Genomic DNA, 18,210 nt, shown 5'->3' with positions numbered 1-18,210 from the left:
CTCGGGGGGAGTCGGAAGGGGCCGTTACGCCGGCCCGGCCTTGTAACCGACACCGCGTACGGTGACGACGATCTCCGGATGCTCGGGGTCCTTCTCGATCTTGGCGCGCAGCCGCTGGACGTGGACGTTCACCAGTCGCGTGTCGGCGGCGTGGCGGTACCCCCACACCTGCTCGAGCAGCACCTCACGGGTGAAGACCTGGCGCGGCTTGCGGGCCAGCGCGACGAGCAGGTCGAACTCCAGCAGCGTCAGCGGGATGTGCCGATCCGCCCGCTTCACCGAGTGGCCCGCCACGTCGATCGAGATGTCGCCGATCTGCAGCAGCTCCGGCGTCGGGTCGTCGGTACGGCGGAGCCGGGCGCGGACCCGCGCCACCAGCTCCTTCGGCTTGAACGGCTTGACGATGTAGTCGTCGGCGCCGGATTCGAGGCCGAGGACGACGTCGACCGTGTCACTCTTGGCGGTCAGCATCACGATCGGCACGCCGGACTCGGCGCGGATCTGACGGCAGACGTCGATCCCGTCGATGCCGGGGAGCATCAGGTCCAGCAGCACGAGGTCGGGCCGGGTCTCCCGGAAGGCCTCGAGCGCCTTGTCACCGTCGTGCACGAACGACGGCTCGAAGCCTTCGCCGCGGAGCACGATGCCGAGCATCTCGGCCAGAGCCAGGTCGTCGTCGACGACCAGCACGCGTCCCTTCATGAGCCCTCATCGTCGCTTATCGGAGGCGGGTCGCCCAGGGCAGCCAGGTTACCCTCGTTCACCGGCGCGATGACCCCGCGTTCGGTGACGATGGCCGTCACCAGGTCACCCGGGGTCACGTCGAAGGCCGGATTGTAGACAGGACTCCCGAGCGGTGCCGTCGGTTGTCCGGCGAACGCGGTGACTTCTCCCGGATCGCGTAGCTCGATCGGGATGTCGCCGCCCGTCCGCGTAGCCAGATCGACGGTACTCGTCGGCGCGACCACCACGAACGGCACGCCGTGATGGCGGGCCAGCACCGCGAGGGAGTACGTCCCTACCTTGTTTGCCACGCTTCCGTCCCGGGCGATGCGGTCGGCGCCCAGCACGACCAGGTCGACCTCCCCGGCGGCGAACAGCGAGGCCGCCGCGCCGTCCGGCAGCACGGTGTGCGGCAGGCCGTGCCGCGCCGCCTCGTACGCCGTCAGCCGGGCGCCCTGCAGCAGGGGCCGGGTCTCGTCCACCCACAGCATCGTGAGCCGCCCGGCGCGGTGCGCCGCGATCACGACGCCCAGCGCCGTCCCGTCACCCCCCGCCGCGAGGGCCCCGGTGTTGCAGTGCGTGAGAACGCGGCCGCCCTCCGGCACCAGCTCCAGGCCGTGCGCCGCCATCCGCGCGGAGGCCGCCGCCTCCTCGTCCGCGATCGCGTGCGCCTCGGCCAGGGCCGGCCGCCCCTCCCGGTGTGCCCGCAGGACCCGCTCGGCGCCTCGCGCGAGGTTCACCGCCGTGGGCCGGGCTCCGGCGAGGGCACGCGCCGCCGCCTCGACGTCCTCGCCGAGCGCGGCGGCCAGCGCGACGCCGTACCCGGCGGCGATCCCCAGCAGCGGCGCCCCGCGGACGGCGAGCTCCCGAACGGCCCTGACGACGGCGGGGACGTCCCGGCAGACCAGAACGGCCTCCTCACGCGGCAGCCGGGTCTGGTCGAGCAACAGGAGCGCGGGCCCTTCGGGGGGATCGCTCCATCGCAGCACGTCCACGTGCCTCAGTCTGCCTCATCGGGTGCGCCGGATCAGCGGGCCCGACCGACCCCGGCCACCACACGGCGCACGCGAATCGAGCGGACCGCGGCGAGCGATCACCGGCGCTCTCGCCGCATGGCAGGATTGGCCGGGTAATCGGCGGGCGGGAGCAGGCGATGACCGACGCACCGGGTTGGGCGGCTCCGGGCTCCGCCATGCCCGAAACCGCCGATGCCGCCGCGGCTCCGCCGCCGGCACCCCCGCCCGTCGCCGACGACACGCCGGTGACCGAGATCCCCCTGCGGCCGCTCGGCGTCTCCGAGCTCCTCGACGGAGCGATCACCTACGTCCGCCGCAGCCCGCGCGCCGCGCTCGGCCTGTCGGCGATCCTCACGTCGATCGTCCAGGTGATCCTCACGGCCGCGCAGTTCATCGTGCTCGGCGGCCGGCTCCACGTCGACGTCGAGAGCCCCGCGGACCTGGTCGGCGTGCTCGGCCCGGCGTCGATGACCTCACTCGTCGGGCTGTTCCTCACCGCGTACGTCGTGCTCCTGCTCAGCGGGCTCCTCGCCCCGGTCATGGGCCGTACGCTGCTGGGCCACGGCACCTCGTTCGGGCAGGCCTGCCGTGACGTGCGCGCCGTGAAGGGCCGCCTCGCCGGCACCGCGACGGCCATCCTCGCGGTCGTGCTGCTCGCCATCGCGCTCCCCATCGCCCCGCTCGTCGCGTCGGTGCTGGTCCACGCCCCCACCGGCGTCCAGGCCCTCACGGCCGTCCTCGGCATCCCGCTGGCGCTGGGACTGATGGTCGTCGGCTACGTCTGGTTCGCCCTCGCCACCCCCATCGCCGTCCTCGAGCGCCGGGGCGTCCGCGCCGCGCTGCGCCGTTCGACGGAGATCGTGCGGGGCCGCTGGTGGCGGGTGATGGGCGTGCTCACCCTGGCACTGGTCATCACGATCTTCGTCGAGTTCCTGGTGCTGCCCGTGCCGTTCGCGATCGCGCAGCAGATCTTCCTCGCCTTCGACAAGGAGCCGCACGGCTGGCTGCTCGTGGCCGTCATCGCGGTCGGCGGGGTCGGCCGCATCATCGCCGGCACGCTCGTCAACCCGTTCAACGCGGGAGTGATCACCCTGATCTACGCCGACCGGCGCATGCGGCGTGAGGCGTTCGACCTGGAGTCGCAGCTCGAACCGGCGGACGATCCGCTCGCCGCCTGGCTGCCCGGCCCGCTCACGGCCGCCGGGTCCGGCCCCCAGCCGAAGACGCCGCGCCCGTCGTTCGTGGCGCCCCCGCCCCCGGGATGGCACCGATGACGCCGACGCTCTGGTACGGCGGCGGTCCGCCGATCGCCCGTGACCCCGCACGCGAGCTGGCGCGCCGCGAGCTGAACAAGCCGGTCTACCACCAGGACGACCCCTCGTTCTTCGAGCGGATCCTGTTCAGGATCCAGGACTGGCTCAACGGCCTCTACCACCGGTTCACCGACGTCGGAGGCGGCGCGGGCGGCGGCTGGCTCGGTATCGTCGTCCTGCTCGTCATCCTGGCCGTGGTGGTCGCCGCCGTCTGGTGGCGGATCGGCAGCGTGCGCCGCAACGCCGCCGCGCCCGAGGCCCTGCTCGCCGAGACGGTCACCACCGCCGAGGACCACCGCGCCACGGCCGAACGCCACGCCGCCGCCGGCCGGTGGCCCGAGGCCATCCGCGAACGCCTCCGCGCCATCGCACGCGATCTGGAGGAGCGCGCCATCGTCCCGCCGCGGCCCGGCCGTACCGCCGACGAACTCGCGGCCGAGGCGGGGACGGCGCTGCCCGACCACGCTGACGCCCTCACCGCGGGCGTACGCCTGTTCGACGACGTCTGGTACGGCGGACGGCAGGGCGACGCCGACGGCTACCGGGCGCTCGCCGACCTCGACGACCGCCTGCGCGCCGCGCGCCCGGTCCCGCTCGGAGGCGTCCCATGACCGAGCGGAGCGAGGGAATCAATCAGCACAGCACCTTGGTCATGAGGCCGACGAAGGAGGCCCCATGACCGAGCGGAGCGAGGGAATCAATCAGCACAGCACCTTGGTCATGGGACCGACGAAGGAGGCCCCATGACGGCGGTGCAGGCCCCTCCGGGTGAGCCGGCCACCGCGGGGCAGGTCGCGCGGCGCCGCTGGCGGCGGTCCCGCGGCATCCTCGTCGCGGTGCTCGCCCTGCTGGTCCTCGGTGTGCTGCTCGCCCTGATGCGCCCGCGCACCGGCTCGGAGACCCTCGACCCGGACTCGCCGGGTCAGGACGGCGCCCGGGCCCTCGTGGAGATCACGCGGCGGCACGGCACGCCCGTGACCGTCGCGCACACGGCGTCCGACGCCGCCGAGCGCCTGCGCTCCCAGCCCGACGCCGTCCTCGTGGTCGTCCGCTCCGAGCGCCTCGTGGCCGCCGACCTGACCGCGCTGCGCGGCGCGCCCGGCGACCGGCTCCTCGTCACCCCCTCCAGCGAGACGCTGAGCGCGCTGGCCCCGGGCGTCGAGGCGTCCGGGTCCGCGTGGAGCACTCCCGCGCCGGGCTGCACCCTGCCGGCGGCGGCGTACGCCGGCGACGCCGACTTCCTCGGCGCGACCACCTACAAGGCGCCCGGTGAGGCCACCACCTGCTATTTCGACGGACTCGGCGGGGCCGGGCTGGTCCAGCTGCCGATGGGCGGCGCGACGGTCACCGTCCTCGGCTCGTCCCGCCTGCTCACGAACCAGCACCTGGCCGAAAACGGCAACGCCGCGCTGGCCATGAACCTGATCGAGGGGCGGGCCGGCGTCGTCTGGCTGCTGCCGGACCTGCCCGCGCCGGGCAGCGGCGGGCACAAGTCGTTCAGCGAGCTCCTCCCGTTCGGCGTCAAGCTCGCGGTGCTGCAGATCGTGATCGCCGTGGTCCTGGTCGCGCTCTGGCGGTCCCGGCGCCTCGGCCCGGTCGTGGTCGAGCCGCTCCCGGTCGTCGTGCGCTCCGCGGAGGCCGTCGAGGGCCGGGCCCGGCTCTACCGCTCCCGCCGGGCCACCGACCGGGCTGCGGAGGCCTTGCGCGCGGGCGCGCTCGAACGGCTCACCGCGCTGCTCGGCATGCCGCGCAGTGCCGCCTCCGACCCCGCGATGGCCGCCGAGATCGTCGCCGCGGTCGCGGCGCACACCGGCCAGGAGCAGGCCGTGGTCGGCGCCGCCCTGTACGGTCCTCCCCCAGTGGACGACGCCGGGCTCGTGAGCCTCGCGGGCGTCCTCGACGACCTGGAAAGGCTGGTTCGCAACTCTTGACGGAAACTCCACACGACATCGGGGGCGAGGACGCCCGCACGGCGCTGACCGCACTGCGCGGCGAGGTCGCCAAGGCGGTCGTCGGCCAGGACTCCGTCGTGACCGGCCTGGTCATCGCCCTGCTGTGCCGGGGGCACGTGCTGCTCGAGGGCGTTCCGGGTGTCGCCAAGACGCTCCTGATCCGCACGCTCGCCCAGGCGCTGAAGCTCGATTTCAAGCGGGTGCAGTTCACGCCCGACCTCATGCCGGGTGACGTCACCGGCTCTCTCGTCTACGACAACCGCACGTCGGAGTTCGAGTTCCGCGAGGGCCCGATCTTCACGAACCTGCTGCTCGCCGACGAGATCAACCGCACGCCGCCGAAGACCCAGGCGTCCCTGCTCGAGTCGATGGAGGAGCGGCAGGTCTCGGTGGAGGGGCAGCCCCGTCCGCTGCCCGACCCCTTCGTCGTCTGCGCCACCCAGAACCCCGTCGAGTACGAGGGCACGTACCCGCTGCCGGAGGCGCAGCTCGACCGGTTCCTGGTCAAGCTGAACGTTCCGGTGCCGTCGCGCGAGGACGAGATCGCGGTGCTGCAGCGCCACGCCTCCGGGTTCGACCCGCGCGACCTCGGCGCGGCGGGCGTCACGCCCGTCGCGGGGCCGGAGGACCTGGCCGCCGGCCGGGAGGCCGTGCGCCGCGTCCACGTCGACCCGAAGGTCAGCGGGTACATCGTCGACCTGTGCCGCGCTACGCGGCAGTCGCCGTCCCTGCAGCTGGGCGTGTCGCCGCGCGGCGCGACGGCGCTGCTGGCGACGGCCCGGGCGTGGGCGTGGCTGTCCGGCCGCGACTACGTACGGCCCGACGACGTGAAGGCACTCGCCCGGCCGACGCTGCGGCACCGCGTGCAGCTGCGGCCCGAGGCGGAGCTGGAGGGCGCGACCACGGACGGCGTGCTCGAGGGCATCCTCACCACCGTCCCCGCTCCCCGGTGAGCGGGAGCCGGGCATGACGCTGACCGGGCGTACGGGGCTGCTGGCCGCCCTCGGGGCGGTGGTCCTCGTGATCGTGCCGAGCTGGTGGACGCTGCTCGCCGTCGACGGCGTGCTCGCCGCGCTCGTCGTCGCCGATCTCGTGCTGGCGGGCAACGTGCGGCGGCTGCGTCTGCACCGGTCGGGCGACACGAACGTCCGTCTCGGCGAGGAGGCCACCGTCGCCCTGATCGTCGAGAACCCGGGCCCCCGGCCGCTGCGGGCCCGGCTACGGGACGCCTGGCCGCCCAGCGCGGGCTCGTCGCCGCGTACGGTCACCGTGACGATCCCGCCCGGTGAGCGGCGCCGCGTCGAGACCCGGCTCGTCCCCACGCGCCGGGGCGACCGCGCGGCCGTGGCGGTCACCTTCCGCTCGTACGGCCCCCTGGGGCTCGCGGCCCGCCAGCTGAACCGCGCCGCGCCCTGGACGGTACGGGTCCTGCCCGCGTTCCCGTCGCGGCGTCACCTGCCCGCCAAGCTCGCGCGGCTGCGGGAGCTCACCGGGCAGCACGTCGCGCTGATCCGCGGCCAGGGCACCGAGTTCGACTCGCTGCGGGAGTACGTCGACGGCGACGACGTCCGTTCGATCGACTGGCGGGCGACCGCGCGCCGCGCCGACGTCGTCGTCCGCACCTGGCGCCCCGAGCGCGACCGGCGGATCTACCTCGTGCTCGACACCGGCCGTACGGCCGCCGGGCGCGTCGGCGACATCCCGCGCCTGGACTGCTCGATGGACGCCGCGTTGCTGCTCGGCGCGCTGGCCTCCCGCGCCGGTGACCGCGTCGACCTGCTGGCCTACGACCGGCGGGTCCGCGCCCGTGTCGAGGGCGCCGCCCGTACCGAGGTGCTGACCGCGATGGTGCGGGCGATGGCGCCGCTGGAGCCGGAGCTGATCGAGGCGGACGCCGCGGGCATGGTCTCGGCGCTGCTGTCCCGGGTCCGGCAGCGGTGCCTAGTGGTGCTGCTGACCGACCTCAACACGACCGCGATCGAGGAGGGCCTGCTGCCGCTCCTCCCCCAGCTGACCGCCAAGCACCTCGTCGTCGTCGCGGCGGTGAGCGACCCGCGGGTGACCGAGATGGCGGCGGCGCGCGGCGACTCGGCGGCCCTCTACGACGCCGCGGCGGCCGAACGCGCCCGCGCCGACCGCCGGCGCGTCACCGTCGAACTCCGCAAGTACGGCGTCGAGGTCGTCGACGCGCCCCCGGACGAGATCGCCCCCGCCCTCGCCGACGCGTACCTCTCCCTCAAGGCCGCCGGCCGCCTCTGAGACAGAAGGATCGCCCCGTCAACGCGGTACTTCTAAGATGAGAGCAGCAGGGAGAGCGACCCTGGCAACAGGAGGGCCATTATGACGGCTTTGCCGGAATGGATGTTGAGCCTTCCGGAGGAAGGCGTCACCGCGGAGGAATACGATCGGATGCCGGAAGAGATCTGCCGGCGCATTGAGATCGTTGACGGGAGCATTATCGTGTCGCCCTCCGCGACCCCGCGGCACAATAAAATCGCGCGCCTGTTCGCCAACGCCCTGGAGGCGGCCGCACCGGCTCCCTGGCAGGTGACCACGGACGTCGACCTCCGGCTCGCGGACGTTCCGCTGCACAACCGCCGGCCGGACGTGCTGGTGTTCGACGGCGACCCGGACGTGCTCCCCGTCCGCCCGCACCAGGTTCTGCTGGCGGTCGAAATCATGAGCAAGGGCAGCGTCAGCGCCGATCGCCTCGACAAACCGGCCGAGTACGCCACAGTAGGCATTCCCCATTATTGGCGCATCGAGCAGCAGAATTCTGGATTGGTTACTTATACCCACATCCTGAATGCGACGACAAAGAGTTACGTCTCATCCGGCGCCCACACCGGTGTGTTGAAGACCGAACAGCCTTTCCCTGTCGCCATCGACCTCGACGCGTTGAGCTGAACCTCCACTGCCGAGGATTCTGGTCGCTCACACGATCACGATCCTCGGCAGAGGGCCGATGGCTCCATCACCGGCGGGCTACGGGCCGGTCAGGCGGCGACCGGGGCGGTGTCGGGGACGAGCTCGGCGTCGCCGGTCTCGCCCGCCCTGGCGGCGCGGCGGCCGAACACGATGACGTACGCCAGGAAGGCGGTCTCGGCGACGACACCGATGACGATGCGCAGCCACGTGACGTGCACGTGGCCGGTGACGAAGCCCTCGATGGCGCCGGACACGGCGAGCACGCCGATGAGGCCGAGGGCGATGCTCATCGCCGCCCGCCCCTCCTCGGCGAGGGCCTGTCCCCGCCGGCGCGGACCCGGGTCGATGACCGTCCAGCCGAGCCGCAGCCCCGCCGCAGACGCGAGGTACACCGCCGTCAGCTCCAGCAGACCGTGCGGCAGGATCAGTCCGAAGAAGATGGCGCCCTTGCCGTGGGCGAACATCAGACCGGCGGAGACGCCGAGGTTCAGCTGGTTGGCGAACAACGCGAGGATCGTCGGGATGCCGAGCAGGATGCCGAAGATCAGCGTCTCCGCGGAGACCCAGACGTTGTTGATCCACACGTGGAACGCGAACGCACCGGCGGCGTGCTCGGTGTAGTAGTTGGCGAAGTCGTGGTCGACGAGCTGCTTGATCTGCTCAGGGGACAGCAGCGAGGTCTGCACCTGCGGGTTGCGGGCGATCCACACCGCGAGGATCAGGGAGACGATGTTGGACAGCACCGCCGATCCCAGCCACCACCAGCGCATGCGATAGGCGGTCACCGGGAACGCCACGGTGAGGAAGCGCGCGGCGTCCCGCCACATGGGGGCCTGCGCACCGGTCACCGCCGCCCGGCCCCGCGCGACCAGCCCGGACAGGCGGCCGACGAGGGCGGGCTCAGGGGAGCTGGAGCGCACCACCGACAGGTGGGTGGCCGCCCGCTGGTAGAGCTCGACCAACTCGTCGATCTCCGCGCCGCTCAGCTTGCGCGTGCCGCGGTTGACGAGCTGCTCGAGGCGCCGCCACTCGGCGTTGTGCGCGGCCACGAAGGCGTCGACGTCCACAACCCGGCAGACTACCGTTCAATGGGAATCTCCAGGCTCGAACGGATCCGCGACCGGAAGGGGCAGTGTGCCCGTCGAACTCGTCACAGGTGAGGCCGTCGCACTCGACATCCGGGTCGCGCGGCTGGCCAGCCGCGCGCTGGCCCTGCTCATCGACGTGCTGCTGCAGGTGATGGTGCTCTACTTCTGCCTGATCTTCATCAGCCTGTCCGCGCGCGTGTCGGACTCCGCGGTCACGGTCGGGCTGTCGATCCTCGCGCTCGTCGGCGTCCTGGTCGGCTACCCGACGATCACCGAGACGCTCACCCGGGGCCGTACGCTCGGCAAGCTCGCCCTCGGGCTGCGGGTGGTCGCGGACGACGGCGGCCCGGAGCGGTTCCGGCAGGCGCTGGTACGGGCCCTGGCCGGGTTCGTCGAGTTCTGGATGCTGGCGGGCTCTCCGGCGCTGATCGCGTCCCTCCTGAGCCGGCGCGGGAAGCGGCTCGGCGACATCTTCGCGGGCACGATCGTGATTCAGGACCGGGTTCCGGTAAGCGTCATGTTCGGCCCTGTCGCGATCATGCCGCCGCAGCTCGCGCCCTGGGCGGCGTCCCTGGAGCTGTCGCGGCTGCCGGACACCACCGCGCTGGCGGCACGGCAGTACCTCACGCGGTTCTGGGAGCTCGCGCCGCTCGTCCGGGACGAGATGGGACGACGGCTCATGGACGAGGTGCTGACGTACGTCAGCCCGCCGCCGCCGATGGGCTTCCGGCCGGAGATCTACCTGTCGGCCGTGCTGGCCGAACGCCGACACCGTGAGGAGCGCCGGCTGGCCGAGCGCGCCGCGCGGCGGGCCGCGATCGCCCGGCGCGGACTGCCGCTCGCGGTGAGCCTCCCGCCCGGCGCGGGCCGGCCCGGCGGCCCGGCCGTCATCCCGGTGGGCGGGCCGCCGCCGGTACCCCCGTCGTACGGTGGCGGTCCCGTGCCCGTCCCGGAGTGGCTCGGCGGCGCACCGGGCACCGCGAACCCGCCGCGGTTCCTCCCGCCCGCGGGCCGGCCCGGGGACGGATTCAGCGCACGGTGACGCGGACCGTCGGGGACGGCCCGTACGTCCGGTGCGCCTTGTGCTTCTTGTGACGCGGGCTCACGCCGACGGCGCGGAAGGAGTACCTGCCGCGCGTGAGCAGGCGGGTGTCGAATCCGAAGTCGGCGGTCCAGCCGTCGACGCGGTACGGCGACACGCACTTGCCGACCTGGCTCCAGTGCCCGGCGTCCCGCACCTGCAGGCAGAACCGGCTCTCGCGCAGCCCCGCGTCATCCCCGGCGAATCCCGCCAGGTGCACGGTCTGACCTCGATGGATCACGTTACGCGCGGCCCTGAGGCCGAGATCGGACTTGGCCATCGCCGACCCTCCGGACGCCACGACCAGCCCGCCGCTGAGAAGCCCCACCACACCGGCGCTGACGAACACACGCATCATGATCCTTATGACAGCGCACACGCTCCCGAGGTTGTCAGAGATTCCTAGGAAAAGTTCGGGGGATTCTCAAGGTTGACCAGTTCGATACCGGGAGCAGCCACGACGACGTCGCCGGCCAGGTGGAACTCCGAGACCTCTCCGGTCTCCAGGTCGGTGACCTCGTACCGCTCGACCGGGACGCGCTCCCCGTCGGCGTCGTGCCAGGCGATCTCGGCGAGGGCCCAGCGCCGCGGCACCGTACGGACCGCGAGCGACGGCGTGGTGACGAGCAGGACGCGCACGTCGGCGCGCTCGCCCTCGGCCAGGCGCAGCGACCGGGCCACGGCGACCAGCAGGCCCGGGGACTCGCCGAGGAACCCGGTGGCCCGCGCGGCGTGCTGCCGCCCGGCGGTCACCCACAGGAGCTCGGCCCCGGCGGCGCCGCCCCGCAGGACGTGCTCCCCCGCGGTCACCTGCAGCCGGGCGGGCCGCCACCGGCTGTCGGCGACCAGCTCGATCGTGCCGCCGTCGGACCGCTCGGCGGAGTAACGCCACCCGCCGCCGTCCAGGTCGCAGGCGAACCGCTCCTCGACGCCGGGCTCATGGACGTACGTACCGCGCGGCATGCTGAGAATCTACGCGATCGGCACCAGGTCCCGATCGAGCGCACCCGGCACGGGCCGGTGAGCGGCACGGTCAGGAGGCGTAACCGGTGTCCTGCAGGTAGGCGCGGACGCGATCGACCAGAGTCGTCCCGGAGGCGACGATCCTGTTCAGCAGGGAACCCTCCGGTTCCGCGAGCCGCTGCCGGATCGACGCCTTCTCCTTGGCCTCGATCGCCTTCCGCCCGAGGGCGAGGAGCTCCTCCGCGCTCAGACGCTCGGCCAGCAGCGGGAAGAGCCACTCTTCCTCGGTCTGCATGTGCCGGCGCGCCTCGGCGGGCATGCGCACATGGAGGGCGTCGAACTCGGCGCGGGTCAGACCGGGCCGCTCCAGCTCCCGCATCATCTGTTCGAGCTTCGCGTGCGCGGCGATCTCCTGCTCGACGACCAGGTCCCCCTGGGGCAGGTGCGTCCGGGCCACCGGATAGACGAAGGACTCCTCGGCGACGATGTGCCGCACCAGCTCGGCGGTCATCAACTCGCCCAGCGCGTGCGCCAACGGCTCGGACGGGCTCAGGCAACTCAGCTCGGTGCCCAGTTGCCACAGGTCGCGGTGCTCCTCTATCAGCACACTGATCAGGTCTTCTGGCTCGTCCATTCCGGCCCCCGGAGTCGCCACCGCTCTGCCCCGGTCAGGGGCTGCGAAACTTCCCCCGGGCAGGCCCGCGCCGAGGTCCGGCGGCGGAGCCGGCCGCTTCGCCGCCGGCGGCGGACACCGGCGTACCGCGATGGACGCCTCAGGAGCCCTGGCGCCAGGAGGACAGATACTCCTCCTGACCGGGGGTCAGGGCGTCGAGCTCGACGTCCATGGAGGCGAGTTTGAGGCCGGCGACCTCGGTGTCGATCTCCTTCGGGACGTCGTACACCCCGGGGAGCAGGGTCTGACCGACGAGCCACCCGCAGGTGAGCGCCTGGTCGGCGAAGGACATGTCCATGACGGCCGCCGGGTGGCCCTCGGCGGCGGCGAGGTTGACCAGGCGGCCCTCGGCGAGCAGGACGAGCCGGCGGCCGTCGGCGAGGACGTACTCGTCGGCCTGCGGGCGCACGCCGCGGTGGACGTCCACGGCGAGGTCGGCCAGCGCCCGTACGTCGATCTCCACGTCGAAGTGGCCGGAGTTGGCGAGGATCGCGCCGTCCTTCATCCGGGCGAGGTGCTCGCCGCGGATGACGTCCCGGTTGCCGGTGACGGTGATGAAGACGTCGCCGTGCTCGGCGGCCTGGGCCATCGGCAGGACGCGGTAGCCCTGCAGGACCGCGTCGAGGGCCTTCACCGGGTCGATCTCGGTGACGACGACGCGGCCGCCCATGCCGCGGGCGCGTTCGGCCAGGCCGCGGCCGCAGTAGCCGAACCCGGCGATGACGATCGTCTTCCCGGCCAGGAGCGTGTTGGTGGCGCGGACGATGCCGTCGAGGGTCGACTGGCCGGTGCCGTACCGGTTGTCGAACATGTGCTTGGTGTCGGTGTCGTTGACCGCGACCATCGGGAAGCGCAGCGCGCCCTCGCGGGCCATCTGGTGCAGGCGGATGACGCCGGTCGTGGTCTCCTCGCAGCCGCCGCGTACGCCGTCGAGCAGGTCGAGGCGCTCGGTGTGCAGGATGTTGACCAGGTCACAGCCGTCGTCGAGGACGAGGTCGGGGGCGATCTGGAGCGCCTGGTGGATGTGCCGGTAGTACCCGTCGCGGTCGATCCCCTGCCGGGCGAACACCGCGGCGCCGTACTCGTGGACCAGCGCGGCGGCGGTGTCGTCCTGGGTGGACAGTGGGTTCGAGGCGGCGAGGGCCACCTCGGCGCCGCCGGCCTGGAGGGTGCGGATCAGGTTGGCGGTCTCCGTGGTGACGTGCATGCACGCCGCGACCCGCAGGCCGTCCAGGGGACGCTCGGCGGCGAAGCGCTCGCGGATGCGCCGCAGCACGGGCATGGACCGGTCGGCCCACTCGATGCGCCGGACCCCGGACTCGGCGAGCCCGGGGTCCGCGATGTCGTACGTCACGACAGGGTCGACCTCAGTAGCGGTAGTGGTCCGACTTGTAGGGGCCCTCGACGTCGACGCCGATGTAGGCGGCCTGCTCCTTGGTGAGCTTGGTCAGCTTGACGCCGAGCGCGTCGAGGTGCAGGCGGGCGACCTTCTCGTCGAGGTGCTTCGGCAGGGTGTACACGCCGACCGGGTAGTTCTCCGTGCGGGTGAACAGCTCGATCTGCGCGATCACCTGGTTGGTGAAGGAGTTCGACATCACGAAGCTCGGGTGGCCGGTGGCGCAGCCGAGGTTCATCAGCCGGCCCTCGGCGAGCACGATGATGGAGTGGCCGTCGGGGAAGGTCCAGGTGTGGACCTGCGGCTTGACCTCCTCCTTCACGATGCCGGGGATCTTCGCCAGGCCGGCCATGTCGATCTCGTTGTCGAAGTGGCCGATGTTGGAGACGATCGCCTGGTGCTTCATCCGCTCCATGTGGTCGGCGCGGATGATGTTGAAGTTGCCGGTGGTCGTGACGAAGATGTCGGCGATGTCGACGACGTCCTCGAGCGTGGTGACCTGGAAGCCGTCCATCGCGGCCTGCAGCGCGCAGATCGGGTCGATCTCGGTGACGATGACGCGGGCGCCCTGGCCGCGCAACGCGTCGGCGCAGCCCTTGCCGACGTCGCCGTAACCGCAGACGACGGCGACCTTGCCGCCGATCAGCACGTCGGTGGCGCGGTTGAGGCCGTCGATGACGCTGTGCCGGCAGCCGTACTTGTTGTCGAACTTGGACTTGGTGACCGAGTCGTTGACGTTGATCGCCGGGAAGAGCAGCGCGCCGTTCTTGTGCATCTCGTAAAGGCGGTGCACGCCGGTGGTGGTCTCCTCGGTCACGCCCTTGATGCGCTCGGCGATCGCGGTCCACCGGCCGGAGCCGTCGACCGTACGGTGCAGCAGGTCGAGGATGACCTTCCACTCCTCGGCGTCGTCCTCGGCGGCCGACGGCACGGCGCCGGCCTTCTCGTACTCGGCGCCCTTGTGGACGAGGAGCGTGGCGTCGCCGCCGTCGTCGAGGATCATGTTCGGGCCGTCACCACCGGGCCAGGTGAGCGCCTGCTCGGTGCACCACCAGTACTCCTCCAGCGTCTCGCCCTTCCAGGCGAACACCGGGACGCCCTGCGGGTTCTCCGGGGTGCCGTTCGGGCCGACGACCACCGCGGCGGCGGCGTGGTCCTGGGTGGAGAAGATGTTGCAGCTCACCCAGCGGACCTCGGCGCCGAGCGCGACCAGCGTCTCGATCAGCACGGCGGTCTGAATGGTCATGTGCAGCGAGCCCATGATCTTCGCACCGCGCAGCGGCTGGTCCTTGGCGTACTCCTCGCGTACGGCCATGAGACCCGGCATCTCGTGCTCGGCGAGCTGGATCTCCTTGCGGCCGAACGCCGCCAGCGACAGGTCGGCGACCTTGTAGTCCATGGTTCGTTTGCTCCCTGGGATCGATGTCATCAGCGAGTCTAGGCGGGGCCGGTCGGGGATCGCACGAGCCGGGCACCGTATCTGACACTGATTTGTCAGAATAGGGCGCATGCGTATCACGGAGGCCGCCCGGCGCCTCGGCACGTCCCCCCGGATGCTCCGCTACCGCGAGACCCTCGGTCTCCTCCCGCCGACCCGCGAACGCCAGGGCCATCGCCGCTTCGGCGAGGACGAGCTGCGCGCCGTGGCGCTCGCGCTGGCGCTGGAACGCAGGTACGACATCAGCCCGGCGGAGCTGGCGTTCGGGCTGCGCGTGCTGGCCGACCCGGAGGTGCGCGCGGACGTACGAGAGCTCGGCGAACGGGTCGGCCGGCTGTCGGCGCCTCCGGCGCGCGCCCTGGACTTCGAGAAGGAGAAGGCGCTGCGCCTCCTCCGCGGCCGGCCCTGAGGCCCCCGCCGCCGTGATCCGCTGCCGCGCCGCCGTGATCTGATCCGCCGGCGGCGCGGCACCGATGTCACATTCCGCCGGGCCGTCCCGTCAATGAGGTGACAGCACGGACACGGCAAGGAGATCACGATGGAAGCCCGGCTCAACTTCTATGGCAGCCCCGTCGCGGCGAAGTTCGCCAAGTACATCAACTCGGCCGGCAAGGTCATCACCGATTCGAGCCTGCCCGCGACCACGCAGGAGCTGGTGAAGATCCGCGCCAGCCAGATCAACGGCTGCGGGGTCTGCCTCGACATGCACACCAAGGACGCCGCGCACGCCGGGGAGACCTCGCTGCGCCTCAACCTGATCGCGGCCTGGCGGGACGCGAAGGTCTTCACCGAGGCCGAGCGGGCCGCGCTGGAACTCACCGAGCAGGGCACCCGCCTCGCCGACGCCGGTGGCGTCACCGACGATGCCTGGGCGAACGCCGCCAAGCACTACGACGAGGAGCAGCTCGCCGCCCTGGTGTCGCTCATCGCCCTCATCAACACCTACAACCGCATGAACGCCATCACCCAGCAGCCCGCCGGCGACTACGAGCCCGGCCAGTGGGGATGATCATCGCTTCGCGGCGGGCCGCGCGGACACACCGCACAGGCCCGCCGCCGGCGCGTCCGCCGGGGTGATCGGCGGGCCATCGTGTGCAGCCCTCGCCGAGGAGGCCGGATCGGGGCCTTCCCCAGCCCATGGTCGCCCCGACCGGCCGTCCACGGGACATACCCGCGGGAGACCCGGACGGACTGCGGCCACCTCGGCGAGGGACGTCGGCCGTGCCATCCGAACCCCCGAGATCCGGATGACCCGACCCGGGCGCCGGCGACCTCGGACCCCCTAGTGCGAGGACGCCGGCGCCCCGTCACAATGCAAAGGTACGCCGCGGATCGCGGCGGGTCGTCCCCCGCAAGGATGGATCCGAGATCGTCCCAGAGGTGGACATCGGGGGACTGACGGCCGAGACGAAATCGCTCCCTGCGGTGAGGCGAACACCCCCGGGGAGGGGCGATAGTAAAGAGTGACCAGCGACAAGCCTGACTTCCTCCACGAGGCCGGACCGGCGGCGTGGCGCGTGGCCGCCCAGGTCGTCACCGCGGTGGGTCAGGTCCTTCTGTGGATCCTCACCGGGATCGGCCGGCTCCTGCGCCCGATCACCAACCGCCTCGTCGCCGCCCTGTACGGCCGGAGCACTCCGCCTCCGGCGTCTCCGCCGTACGGCGGACCGCCCCCGTACGCCACGCCCGACGGCACGCTCTTCACCCGGCAGCCGCCTTATCCGGCCGGAGCCCCCGCCCCGCCGCCCAGGCCGCCCAAGACGCCGCCGCTGCTGCGCTGGGTGCACGCCTGGCGCCGGTTCGGGGAGTCGTGGGCGTACGGCCCGGTGACCGGGGCGATCCTCGCCGTGGCGGCCCTGATCGAGCTGCCCCTGCACCATCTGCGGGTCGTGAGCCTGTCCGGCGCGTTCGCGCTGGCGGCGACGCTGCCGCTGATGTTCCGCCGGGAGTCGCTGCGCCCCGCGTCGGCGATCGTGCTGGGCGCGCTCGCGGCGAGCCTGCTGTCCGGGCAGCAGGTCCTGCTCACGACGGCCTTCGCCGGGCTCTACACGCTGTACATCCTCGCCCAGCAGCTCCCCCGCCAGTCCACGGGCGTGCTCGGCGTGTGCAGCGTCGTCGCCGTCGGCGTGGTCTACCTCGCCTCCGGCAGCCTGGACGACATCCCGTGGCTGGCCGGGTTCACGGCCGTCATCGCCGCCATCGGCCTGGGCGACGCCCGCCGTACGGTGGAGACCGCCGAGGCCAGCGTGGACGAGGAGCGGGAGCGCAGCAGCGAGACCCTCACCCGGCTCAACGCCGCCCAGCGCGAGCAGGCCGTCCTGCGGGAGCGCGCCCGCATCGCCCGGGAGCTCCACGACGTGGTCGCGCACTCGGTCTCGATGATCGCCGTGCAGGCGGAGACGGCCCCGTACACCATGCGGGACCTGTCCCCCGAGGCCAAGAAGGGCTTCGGTGAGATCGCGGGCGCCGCGCGGGAGGCCCTGGAGGAGATGCGCCGCCTCCTCACCGTGCTGCGCGCCGAGCCCGGCGCCGAGCCGGAGGTGACGCCGCAGCCGCGGCTGGACCGCCTGAACGAGCTCATCGACTCCCACCGCGGCGCGGGCGGCGACGCGCGGCTGACCGTGCGCGGCAGCGCCCGGCCCCTATCCACCACGATCGAGCTGTCGGCGTACCGCATCGTGCAGGAGGCCCTGACGAACGCGCGACGGCACGCGCCCGGCTCCCGGGTGAACGTCGAACTGGAATACCAGGGCGACCGGCTCGCCGTCCGCGTCACCGACGACGGCGCGACGGTCCCGCCCACGACGACGGTCAACACCGACGGCCGTACGAAGGTGATGGGCCACGGCCTCGTCGGCATGCGGGAGCGGGCCACGATGCTCGGCGGCCGGTTCGCGGCCGGGCCGCGGCCGGAAGGCGGATTCGCGGTGCAGGCGGAGCTTCCGGTAGGCCAGAATCGTCGATCGTGATCCGAGTGCTGATCGTCGACGACCAGACGATCGTCCGGGCCGGTTTCGCCGCCCTCCTGGCCGCCCAGCCGGACATCGACGTCGTCGGGCAGTGCGGTGACGGGCAGGAGGCCGTGAGGCTCGCCGCGTCCCACCGGCCCGACGTCGTCCTGATGGACATCAGGATGCCGAAGATGGACGGCATCGACGCGACCCGGCGCATCCTCGCCGACCCGGCGGGCGCGTCGACGCGCGTGCTCGTGCTGACGACGTTCGACGTGGACGAGTACGTCTACGAGGCGCTGTCCGCCGGGGCGAGCGGCTTCCTGCTGAAGGACTCGACCGCCGATGACCTCGTGGCCGCGGTCCGCGTGGTCGCCCGGGGCGACGCGCTCCTGGCCCCGCAGGTGACGGGGCGGCTGATCCGGGAGTTCGCGCGCCAGCGCCGGGACCGGCCGACGCCCGTCCCCGCGCTGGCGACGCTGACCGCCCGGGAGACCGAGGTCCTCCAGCTGATCGCCGGGGGTCTGTCCAACTCCGAGATCGCCGCCCGTCTCGTGGTGAGCGAGCACACGGTGAAGACGCACGTGGCCCGGGTGTTCACCAAGCTCGGCCTGCGCGACCGCGCCCAGGCCGTCGTCCTGGCCTACGAGTCCGGTCTGGTCACCCCGGGCGGCGGGGCGGGGGGGGC

Annotated in this window: 19 protein-coding genes; 11 read left to right on the top strand and 8 right to left on the bottom strand. The window is 72.4% G+C overall.

The features are described from left to right. Positions 1 to 24 precede the first annotated feature (24 nt). A complete protein-coding gene (gene mtrA, locus NE235_RS32670; RefSeq protein ID WP_252809890.1) occupies positions 25 to 702 on the bottom strand; it encodes an MtrAB system response regulator MtrA in 678 nt (225 codons plus the stop codon). Further along, complete coding sequence (mtnA, locus tag NE235_RS32665) at positions 699 to 1,718, bottom strand: S-methyl-5-thioribose-1-phosphate isomerase (protein WP_252809888.1); 1,020 nt, start codon at positions 1,716 to 1,718, stop codon at positions 699 to 701. Before mtnA ends, mtrA begins: the two co-directional genes overlap by 4 nt. A 158-nt stretch (positions 1,719 to 1,876) precedes the next feature. On the opposite strand from mtnA, the gene NE235_RS32660 reads away from it, so the two are divergent. The 6 genes from NE235_RS32660 (at position 1,877) to NE235_RS32635 (ending at position 7,911) form a co-directional block, all read left to right on the top strand. Continuing rightward, positions 1,877 to 3,013, top strand: a complete 1,137-nt coding sequence (locus NE235_RS32660; RefSeq protein WP_252809886.1) for a hypothetical protein — start codon at positions 1,877 to 1,879, stop codon at positions 3,011 to 3,013. Beyond that, positions 3,010 to 3,663, top strand: a complete 654-nt coding sequence (locus NE235_RS32655; protein WP_252809884.1) for a DUF4129 domain-containing protein — start codon at positions 3,010 to 3,012, stop codon at positions 3,661 to 3,663. The genes NE235_RS32660 and NE235_RS32655 overlap by 4 nt, the downstream gene beginning before the upstream one ends. Positions 3,664 to 3,795: 132 nt before the next feature. Next, complete coding sequence (locus NE235_RS32650; RefSeq protein WP_252809882.1) at positions 3,796 to 4,983, top strand: DUF4350 domain-containing protein; 1,188 nt, start codon at positions 3,796 to 3,798, stop codon at positions 4,981 to 4,983. After that, complete coding sequence (locus NE235_RS32645) at positions 4,980 to 5,957, top strand: AAA family ATPase (protein ID WP_252809880.1); 978 nt, start codon at positions 4,980 to 4,982, stop codon at positions 5,955 to 5,957. The genes NE235_RS32650 and NE235_RS32645 overlap by 4 nt, the downstream gene beginning before the upstream one ends. Positions 5,958 to 5,970: 13 nt before the next feature. Beyond that, positions 5,971 to 7,263, top strand: coding sequence for a DUF58 domain-containing protein (locus NE235_RS32640; protein ID WP_252809878.1), 1,293 nt, complete (start codon positions 5,971 to 5,973; stop codon positions 7,261 to 7,263). An 81-nt stretch (positions 7,264 to 7,344) separates the two neighbouring features. Beyond that, positions 7,345 to 7,911, top strand: a complete 567-nt coding sequence (locus tag NE235_RS32635) for a Uma2 family endonuclease (RefSeq protein WP_252809876.1) — start codon at positions 7,345 to 7,347, stop codon at positions 7,909 to 7,911. Positions 7,912 to 8,000: 89 nt separating this feature from the next. On the opposite strand, the gene NE235_RS32630 is transcribed toward NE235_RS32635, so the two are convergent. Beyond that, positions 8,001 to 8,999, bottom strand: a complete 999-nt coding sequence (locus NE235_RS32630) for a stage II sporulation protein M (protein WP_252809874.1) — start codon at positions 8,997 to 8,999, stop codon at positions 8,001 to 8,003. A gap of 67 nt (positions 9,000 to 9,066) precedes the next feature. Here NE235_RS32630 and NE235_RS32625 point away from each other — a divergent pair, with 67 nt between their 5' ends. Then, positions 9,067 to 10,062: an RDD family protein gene (locus tag NE235_RS32625; protein ID WP_252809872.1), complete on the top strand. Its 996-nt coding sequence runs from the start codon at positions 9,067 to 9,069 to the stop codon at positions 10,060 to 10,062. On the opposite strand, the gene NE235_RS32620 is transcribed toward NE235_RS32625, so the two are convergent. From NE235_RS32620 to ahcY (NE235_RS32600), 5 genes are all read right to left on the bottom strand, one after another. Continuing rightward, positions 10,049 to 10,459 carry a hypothetical protein gene (locus NE235_RS32620; RefSeq protein WP_252809870.1) on the bottom strand — a complete coding sequence of 137 codons (411 nt, stop codon included), beginning with the start codon at positions 10,457 to 10,459 and terminating at the stop codon, positions 10,049 to 10,051. The genes NE235_RS32625 and NE235_RS32620 overlap by 14 nt on opposite strands. Positions 10,460 to 10,503: 44 nt before the next feature. Next, positions 10,504 to 11,064, bottom strand: coding sequence for a hypothetical protein (locus NE235_RS32615; RefSeq protein WP_252809868.1), 561 nt, complete (start codon positions 11,062 to 11,064; stop codon positions 10,504 to 10,506). Positions 11,065 to 11,134: 70 nt separating this feature from the next. Then, the gene (locus NE235_RS32610; RefSeq protein WP_252809866.1) at positions 11,135 to 11,698 is read right to left on the bottom strand and encodes a hemerythrin domain-containing protein; all 564 of its coding nucleotides are present in this window, start codon (positions 11,696 to 11,698) and stop codon (positions 11,135 to 11,137) included. Between the two features lie 139 nt (positions 11,699 to 11,837). Then, positions 11,838 to 13,091 (bottom strand): adenosylhomocysteinase, encoded by a 1,254-nt coding sequence (gene ahcY, locus NE235_RS32605; RefSeq protein WP_252809863.1) that lies wholly within the window; start codon positions 13,089 to 13,091, stop codon positions 11,838 to 11,840. Between the two features lie 13 nt (positions 13,092 to 13,104). Next, positions 13,105 to 14,532: an adenosylhomocysteinase gene (gene ahcY, locus NE235_RS32600; protein WP_252809861.1), complete on the bottom strand. Its 1,428-nt coding sequence runs from the start codon at positions 14,530 to 14,532 to the stop codon at positions 13,105 to 13,107. 109 nt (positions 14,533 to 14,641) lie between these two features. On the opposite strand from ahcY (NE235_RS32600), the gene NE235_RS32595 reads away from it, so the two are divergent. The 4 genes from NE235_RS32595 to NE235_RS32580 form a co-directional block, all read left to right on the top strand. Then, a complete protein-coding gene (locus NE235_RS32595) occupies positions 14,642 to 14,980 on the top strand; it encodes a MerR family DNA-binding transcriptional regulator (protein WP_252809859.1) in 339 nt (112 codons plus the stop codon). A 129-nt stretch (positions 14,981 to 15,109) separates the two neighbouring features. Then, positions 15,110 to 15,580, top strand: a complete 471-nt coding sequence (locus NE235_RS32590) for a carboxymuconolactone decarboxylase family protein (protein ID WP_252809858.1) — start codon at positions 15,110 to 15,112, stop codon at positions 15,578 to 15,580. A 454-nt stretch (positions 15,581 to 16,034) separates the two neighbouring features. After that, positions 16,035 to 17,540, top strand: coding sequence for a sensor histidine kinase (locus tag NE235_RS32585; RefSeq protein ID WP_252809855.1), 1,506 nt, complete (start codon positions 16,035 to 16,037; stop codon positions 17,538 to 17,540). Continuing rightward, positions 17,537 to 18,210: response regulator (locus NE235_RS32580; RefSeq protein WP_252809854.1), on the top strand; the 674-nt coding region annotated here is incomplete at its 3' end. The genes NE235_RS32585 and NE235_RS32580, both read left to right, overlap by 4 nt.

This window comes from Actinoallomurus spadix, assembly GCF_024055725.1.
Taxonomy (GTDB): Bacteria; Actinomycetota; Actinomycetes; order Streptosporangiales; family Streptosporangiaceae; genus Actinoallomurus; species Actinoallomurus spadix.
Note: the sequence above shows the minus strand (reverse complement) of the source record. Positions and strands in the feature narration are given on the sequence as shown.